We start from the raw sequence: 7584 nt of genomic DNA, 5'->3' as shown, positions 1-7584 counted from the left end.
TGGCGCGACACGCCCCAGTCACGCAGACGCCACGTGATCTGCTTGTCGCCGAGGCCGAGTTCCTTCAGATCGGCGGCGATCCGGTCGACCGCCTGCTCGTACGTGAGACCGTCGTACTTGCCGCTGTTGATCAGCCTGCCGGTTTTCTCGCCATACCATTCCTGCCAGGCTTCGGTGGAGAACGCCTTGCCTTCAATAGCGACCACCTGTTTGATCGGCAGATCGTATTTCTTCACGAACGCGAAGTCGCGTTCGTCGTGCGCGGGCACGCCCATCACGGCACCTTCGCCGTAGCTCATCAGCACATAGTTGCCGATCCACACCTCGACCTGTTCCTGCGTCAGCGGATGTGTGACGTAGAAGCCGGTGCCCATGCCCTTCTTTTCCATCGTCGCGACGTCGGCTTCAGCGACGCCGCCGAGCTTGCATTCTTCGATGAAGGCCTGCAGTTCCGGCTTGTCTTGCGCGAGACGCGTGGCGAGCGGATGTTCGGCTGCAACCGCGCAGAACGTCACGCCCATGATCGTGTCGGCACGCGTGGTGAACACGCGCAGCAGCTTCTGTTCGCCGTCGATTTCATACGGGAAACCGAAGTTCACGCCGAAGCTCTTGCCGATCCAGTTCTGCTGCATGATCTTGACGCGCTCGGGCCAGCCGAGGCCTTCGAGGTCGTTCAGCAGTTCATCCGCGTACTGCGTGATACGCATGTAGTACATCGGGATTTCGCGCTTTTCGATCAGCGCGCCCGAACGCCAGCCGCGGCCGTCGATCACCTGCTCGTTGGCGAGCACGGTCTGATCGACCGGGTCCCAGTTGACGGTGCCGGTTTTCTTGTACGCGATGCCCTTTTCGAGCATCTTCAGGAACAGCCACTGGTTCCACTTGTAGTAATCCGGGCTGCAGGTCGCGACTTCGCGCGACCAGTCGATCGCGAGGCCCATGGACTGCATCTGCTTCTTCATGTAAGCGATGTTGTCGTAGGTCCACTTCGCGGGCGGCACGTTGTTGGCCATTGCCGCGTTTTCCGCCGGCATGCCGAACGCGTCCCACCCCATCGGCATCAGCACGTTGTAGCCGTTCATCCGCAGATAGCGGTACATCACGTCGTTGATCGTGTAGTTGCGCACGTGCCCCATGTGCAGCTTGCCCGACGGATACGGCAGCATCGAGACGCAATAGAACTTGGGCCTGGTGGTGGTTTCCGTCGTCTTGTACGCGTCGATGGCGCGCCATTGCCCTTGCGCGGCGGCTTCGACGTCGGAGGGAACGTATTTTTCGTGCATGGTGTGATGGGATCGCTGGGTTCGGTGCTTTCGCACCGGGCCTGGTGCTCTGCTGGATGAAATGGCGTCGTTTCCCCGTCTGCGGGGGAAAGGGCTGATTATACCGTTCGCGGACGGGTGCGCCGCGCGGCGAGGCGCAGCGCGAATCTCCGTGGCATGCGATGCGCAACGCTATCGCGAAGCGGCCCGGCGGCCTCACGCGCGACGGCGTATTTAGCGGGCACGCGCCAACGGATCGCGCCGCTAGGGCTTCGTGCCCGGCGGCGGCGGGTCCGTCACGAAACCAATCCGCTCGAGCCCGGCTTGCTGCGCCGCGCCCATCACCTGCGCAATCACCTCGTAGCGCGTGGAGCGCTCGGCGCGCAGCTGGATTTCGGGCTGATCGGCCTGCGCTGCTTTACCCGCTGCCGCGAATTGCGCGCGCATCTGCTGCAGTGTGATGACTTTGCCGTTCCAGTACAGCTTGCCGGCGGCATCGATTGAAAGGGAAATGGTTTGCGGCGTTTGCCGCGCGGGCGCTGCCGCGACCTTGGGCAGATCGAGCCGGATCGCGTGCGTGAATAAAGGCGCCGTAATGATAAAAATCACCAGCAGCACGAGCATCACGTCGATCAACGGCGTCATGTTGATCTCGGCCATGGGCGCGGCCGTCTGCTTTTTCTCGAGTCCGCCGAATGCCATATCGCCTCCTTCAGTCTTCCAGACTCAGCGGTGCGCTCAGTGGGTCCGGGCCTGGACTTGCTGCGGCTGCTGCTGAGGCCGGGTCTGATCCGCCGGCGCGCACACGTAGGCGTGCAGATCGTGCGCGAAGCCGTCGAGTTCTTCCGTCAACTGCCGCACGAGTCGCCCGAGCACGTTATAAGCGAGCACCGCCGGAATCGCGACCACGAGGCCGAAGGCCGTCATGATCAGCGCCTCGCCGACCGGACCCGCGACGTTCTCGATCTGCGCCTGACCGCTCGCCGCGATGCTGCCGAGCGCGTGATAGATACCCCAAACCGTGCCGAGCAGGCCGACAAACGGCGCCGTGCTGCCCACCGAGGCCAGCAGCACCTGGCCAAACTCGAGACGCCGCTGCGACGCGTTGAGCGCCTGACGCAACGCTCTCAGCACCCGCTCGCCGCGCTCGACACGCGCGAGCAGCGCACCGGGAATGTCCACCTCGGCGGCATGCAGCGCGGCCTCGGCGAGCGGCGTGAAAACGCGTTCACGGTCCACACGCTTCAATGCCGCAACGCCGTCCGACAAAGTGGGCGCCTGCCAGAACTGCGCAATCGCCGGCGCGGCCTGGCGTTTGGCGCGCGTGAGAATCCAGCTTTTGACGATCAGAAAACACCAGCTCGCAATCGACATGGCCAGCAGCACATATGCGACGCCATGCGTGATCGCGTCGCTCGTTTGCAGGTAATGGAGGATGCCGCTGCTGCCTGCCATCTGACCTCGCCGTGAGAAAGTGATTACAGAGGAGCTACAAAAACGGGAGCCGCAACCGGCCCCGCAACACGCTCAACGCAGGCCGAGCACGTCCTGCATGTCGAAGAAGCCGTTCTTGTGGCCTTCGAGGAAACGTACAGCACGAAGCGCGCCTTGCGCATACGACAGGCGGCTCGCCGATTTGTGCGTGATTTCGATGCGCTCGCCGATGCCGGCAAACAGCACCGTATGGTCGCCGACGATATCGCCGCCGCGAATCGCCGAGAAGCCGATCGTGGACGGATCGCGTTCGCCGGTCACGCCTTCGCGGCTGTAGACCGCGCAGTCGTCGAGATTGCGGCCGAGCGCGTGGGCGATTACTTCGCCCATGGTGAGCGCGGTGCCGGACGGCGCGTCGACCTTGTGGCGGTGATGCGCCTCGATGATTTCAATGTCGTAGCCGGTGGCGAAATGTTTCGCGGCGTATTCGAGCAGCTTCAGCGTGACATTGACGCCCACGCTCATGTTCGACGAAAACATGATGGCGATCTTGTCCGCGGCGGCTCGTAGTTGCGCTTTCTGCTCGTTGTCGAAACCGGTGGTGCCGATCACCATTTTGACGTGATGACGCTGCGCGGCTTCCAGATGCATCAGCGTGCCTTCGGGGCGCGTGAAATCGATCAGGTAGTCGGATTCGGCGAACACGCGTTCGACGTCGTCGGTCAGCAGCACGCCCGTCTGTTTGCCGAGAAATGCGCCTGCGTCCTGACCGAGTTGCGGGGCGCCCGCACGGTCGAGCGCGCCGGACAGCGTCGCGCCGGATTCGTTGAGGACGGTTTCGATGAGCATCCGGCCCATACGGCCCGATGCGCCTGCAATGGCAATTTTCATGGCTAGGAGGGTTCGAAAAGGCAAAACCCGGCAAATGCGGGCAAAAGCCGCGGCGGGGGCAGCACGCCCGGGCGCCGCACTGACTCGACTACAGAAGACTGACAGGCGGGGCGCGTTACCCCTTGCGCCGCGCCTGCGAAGTGCCCTTAGTCAGGGCCCTTATCAAGACACGGACAACGCGATTAGCTGCCCGTTCCCGACGTTGCGGGAGTCGCCGTCAACGGCGCGTTCAACGTCGGGCCGCCGTTGCTGCTCTGCGGGCCCGTCGGTCCAACCGCATTGTCCGGCGTGCCCGGCACTTGCGGCGGCGGCGGACGATGGAACTGGAACTGCGGCTGACCGGCAGACGTTGGGCCCTGCGACGGAATACCGCCACCGTTGGCGGTCGGCGCGGTGGAGCGCACCGATGACTGCCGGCCTGACGGCGTTTGCACCGCATTGGTCAGCCGATTGGCGGCTTGCGCGGCTTCGGCGTTGGCATCCGTGGACGGCACGGCCGCTGCCGTGGCGCCCTCGACGGACGGCGAGCGCGTGGTGTCCACCGCAGCCGGCGCCGCCGCAACCGGCGCGCTGGCACCCGTTGCCGCGCTTGCCACGTTCGGCACGGCGGCCTTCTTGCCAAGCTTGTCGCCGTCGATTTCCGCCAGCAACTCGAGGTTGGACGGCAGATCTTCGCCGCCTGTCCAGCTCGCGAGGCGGTCGCCGGAGAACAGGATCACGAGATCGCGCTGTTGCACGACGTTCGTCGAGCCGCGCTTGAAATAGAACACGTAGTCCCAGCGGTCCGCGTGGAACATGTCGGTCAGAAGCGGCGTGCCGAGCAACTGCTTCACCTGCGCGCGCGACATGCCGACCTGCAACTGTGCAGCTGCTTCTTTCGACACGAAGTTGCCTTGCACCACCGTAATACGGTACGGCGTAATGCTTTGGGCAACGCGCTGCGTCAGGCTGTCGTAAGTGGAACATCCGGCAAGAACCGCGACAGTCGCAACAGCGATCAAGGTACCCCGCATGCGGCTCCCCCGGTAGATCAATTGAGATTTTGAAATCATTTCACTCACCGTGCGGGCCCGCTGACGAGCCGCGCGAGTTTCATTCCATCGAAGATGACCAGAACGGCAAAAACACATTACTATGAGAGCCCAGCATTGTACTCTAGGGATCCCTTGTCATGACCAATCCAACCGATCTCAAGAATATCGGGCTCAAGGCGACCCTTCCGCGCCTCAAAATCCTTGAGATCTTCCAGCATAGCCCAGTGCGCCATCTGACCGCAGAAGACGTCTACCGCAACCTGTTGCACGAGGAACTCGATATCGGTCTCGCCACCGTGTATCGGGTGCTGACGCAGTTCGAGCAGGCCGGCCTGCTTTCGCGCAGCAATTTCGAATCGGGCAAAGCGGTGTTCGAACTGAACGAAGGGTCGCACCACGACCACCTCGTGTGCCTCGATTGCGGGCTCGTCGAAGAGTTTTTCGACTCCGAGATCGAGAGCCGTCAGCAATCCATCGCGAAGGAACGCGGCTTCAAGCTGCAGGAACATGCGCTGGCGCTGTACGGCGTCTGTACCAAGGAGAATTGCCCGCATCGCAAGCATTGATGCGAAATTGCTGCAATGCCGGCCGCGTCGGGGTGCGCGGTTCGGTGAGTGACAGAAAACCCGGGCGACGAAAATCGGCCGGCTTTTTTTATGCGCGACGCTGCGGGGGCGCGGGACGTCAGCTTCGAGGCTGACGCGTCGATTCCCGAACGGGCCGAGCGGTGCCAAGCCTCGCGAACCCGGGGGATCTGATCAATTTGTCTGAACAGAATTGCATGTAGCGCGTTGCCGCTGCGTGACGACTTCGGCCTTTCAGGCCAACTCGACACTCGCTTCGAATTCGAGCCGCCCCGGCTCGGCCAGCGGTATTTCGTCGCAGTCAGGCTGCTCGCCACCGCGATCCACCACGACAAAATCGCTCACCTGATCGAGCGCGAGCAGCGGATGGTGCCAAACACCTTTCGCATAGTTGACGCCCTGCCAGCCGTCGCTCCAGAACGCCCGCATCCGCGTCGGATCGAACTCGCCCGCCGGAGCCACGACCACCAGATAGCCGCGCGGCGTCAAGGGAATGAAAGCCTGACTCCCCAGCGGGTGCCGTTCCATCATCGTGATTTCGATCGGCAGCGAGCGCGGCTGCGCCCGAAACAGATTGATCAGCGGGCGGCCGCCGCTTTCCGTCACGTCGACGTTCGCGAGGTCGTGATAGCGCTCGGTCGTGCCGCCGTTGATCGGAATCACCAGCCCGACCGTCGAATCCTTTACGCCCATCCGTTCGAGCTTGCGCATGATTTGCGGCAGGGCAGCGTGCGGGTGTCTATTTCCCGACGCCGCAGGCATAAAAAAACCGCTCCGAGGAGCGGTTTTTTTTGGCCCGCCATCGGCCCAAGGCCGGCAGCAGAGCCACTCGAAGCAGAACCTGCTTACTTCGCGTTAGCGAGCGCCACAGCCGTGTCCAGCATGCGGTTCGAGAAACCCCACTCGTTGTCGTACCAGCTCGACACCTTCACCAGACGGCCCGAGACCTTGGTCAGCGTTGCGTCGAATGTCGACGAAGCCGGGTTGTGGTTGAAGTCGATCGAGACCAGCGGCGCCGTGTTGTAGCCGAGGATGCCCTTGAGCGCGCCTTCCGACGCTTCCTTCATGATCGCGTTGACTTCTTCGACCGTCGTGTCGCGCGCGGCGATGAACGACAGGTCGACGATCGACACGTTGATCGTCGGGACGCGAATCGCGTAACCGTCCAGCTTGCCGTTCAGTTCCGGCAGCACGAGACCGACCGCCGACGCGGCACCGGTCTTGGTCGGGATCTGGCTATGCGTGGCCGAACGCGCGCGGCGCAGGTCTTCGTGATACACGTCCGTCAGAACCTGGTCGTTCGTGTACGCGTGGATCGTGGTCATCAGGCCGTTCACAAGGCCGATCTTGTCGTTCAGCGGCTTGACGAGCGGCGCCAGGCAGTTCGTCGTGCACGATGCGTTCGAGATCACCGTGTCCGATGCCTTCAGCACGTTGTGGTTCACGCCGTAGACGATGGTTGCGTCGACGTCCTTACCGCCCGGCGCCGAGATGATCACCTTCTTCGCGCCGCCCTGGATGTGGGCGCTGGCCTTTTCCTTGGTCGTGAAGAAGCCCGTGCATTCCATCACGACATCGACGTTCAGCTCGCCCCACGGCAGTTCGGCCGGGTTGCGGTTCGCCAGCACGCGGATCTTGTCGCCGTTCACGACCAGGTAGTCGCCGTCCACCGACACGTCGCCCGGGAACTTGCCGTGCGCGGTGTCGTACTGCGTCAGGTGGGCGTTGGTCTTGGCATCGCCCAGATCGTTGATGGCGACGATTTCGATATCGTGCTTCTTGCCGTTTTCGTAGAAGGCGCGCAGCGTGTTGCGGCCGATCCGGCCGTAGCCGTTGATTGCGACGCGGATTGTCATGATCTATCTCCTGATGGCTGAAAAAATTAGTCGATATTTCGTCTGACCGGCCGCGTTGCCGCGCGTTCATGTTCGTGCTTCCACGCGCGCGGCAACGCTTGACCGAAGATCAGCCCAGCGCGGCTTTGGCCGTCTCTACCACGTGCTCGACGGTGAAGCCGAAATGCTTGAACAGAACGCCAGCCGGGGCCGATTCGCCGAACGTGTCGATACCGACCACGCCGCCTTCCAGACCCACGTACTTGCGCCAGAAATCCGTCACGCCCGCTTCGATCGCGACACGGCGCACGCCATGCGGCAGCACGCGTTCTCGGTACTCGGCGTCCTGCATGTCGAACACCGTGGTCGACGGCATCGAGACGACGCGCGCCGCGATGCCTTCACGCGCCAGCGGTTCGACCGCTTTGAGCGCCAGCTCGATTTCCGAACCCGTGGCGATCAGGATGATCTTGCGCGCGACGATCTCGTCATTCCAGTCGCGCAGCACATAACCGCCCTTTTCGATGTTGGCGATCTGCGCGTC

General features: G+C 62.9%; 9 protein-coding genes. 1 reads left to right on the top strand and 8 read right to left on the bottom strand.

Annotation, left to right across the window (positions count from 1 at the left end):
* The 5 genes from leuS to QOC89_RS25970 all read right to left on the bottom strand — a co-directional run.
* Nucleotides 1-1283 (bottom strand): leucine--tRNA ligase (gene leuS, locus QOC89_RS25990; RefSeq protein ID WP_323047642.1); only part of this gene is annotated, 1283 nt, incomplete at its 3' end.
* A 243-nt stretch (nucleotides 1284-1526) separates the two neighbouring features.
* Nucleotides 1527-1964, bottom strand: coding sequence for a biopolymer transporter ExbD (locus tag QOC89_RS25985; RefSeq protein ID WP_323047641.1), 438 nt, complete (start codon nucleotides 1962-1964; stop codon nucleotides 1527-1529).
* Between the two features lie 36 nt (nucleotides 1965-2000).
* A complete protein-coding gene (locus tag QOC89_RS25980) occupies nucleotides 2001-2717 on the bottom strand; it encodes a MotA/TolQ/ExbB proton channel family protein (protein ID WP_323047640.1) in 717 nt (238 codons plus the stop codon).
* Between the two features lie 72 nt (nucleotides 2718-2789).
* Complete coding sequence (gene dapB, locus QOC89_RS25975; protein ID WP_323047639.1) at nucleotides 2790-3587, bottom strand: 4-hydroxy-tetrahydrodipicolinate reductase; 798 nt, start codon at nucleotides 3585-3587, stop codon at nucleotides 2790-2792.
* Between the two features lie 182 nt (nucleotides 3588-3769).
* The gene (locus QOC89_RS25970; protein ID WP_323047643.1) at nucleotides 3770-4600 is read right to left on the bottom strand and encodes an outer membrane protein assembly factor BamE; all 831 of its coding nucleotides are present in this window, start codon (nucleotides 4598-4600) and stop codon (nucleotides 3770-3772) included.
* Between the two features lie 158 nt (nucleotides 4601-4758).
* Here QOC89_RS25970 and fur point away from each other — a divergent pair, with 158 nt between their 5' ends.
* A complete protein-coding gene (gene fur / locus QOC89_RS25965; protein ID WP_179734383.1) occupies nucleotides 4759-5187 on the top strand; it encodes a ferric iron uptake transcriptional regulator in 429 nt (142 codons plus the stop codon).
* A gap of 252 nt (nucleotides 5188-5439) precedes the next feature.
* Here fur and QOC89_RS25960 read toward each other — a convergent pair whose 3' ends face one another.
* The 3 genes from QOC89_RS25960 to QOC89_RS25950 all read right to left on the bottom strand — a co-directional run.
* Complete coding sequence (locus QOC89_RS25960) at nucleotides 5440-5916, bottom strand: ureidoglycolate lyase (RefSeq protein WP_323047638.1); 477 nt, start codon at nucleotides 5914-5916, stop codon at nucleotides 5440-5442.
* A gap of 134 nt (nucleotides 5917-6050) precedes the next feature.
* Complete coding sequence (gene gap / locus QOC89_RS25955; RefSeq protein ID WP_323047637.1) at nucleotides 6051-7061, bottom strand: type I glyceraldehyde-3-phosphate dehydrogenase; 1011 nt, start codon at nucleotides 7059-7061, stop codon at nucleotides 6051-6053.
* A 109-nt stretch (nucleotides 7062-7170) separates the two neighbouring features.
* A partial coding sequence (locus QOC89_RS25950) for a transketolase-like TK C-terminal-containing protein (RefSeq protein WP_323047636.1) occupies nucleotides 7171-7584 on the bottom strand: 414 nt, incomplete at its 5' end.

Origin of the sequence: Paraburkholderia sp. (genome assembly GCF_034668105.1) — a bacterium.
Taxonomy (GTDB): Bacteria; Pseudomonadota; Gammaproteobacteria; order Burkholderiales; family Burkholderiaceae; genus Paraburkholderia.
This window is presented reverse-complemented; position numbering and strand designations above follow the sequence as displayed.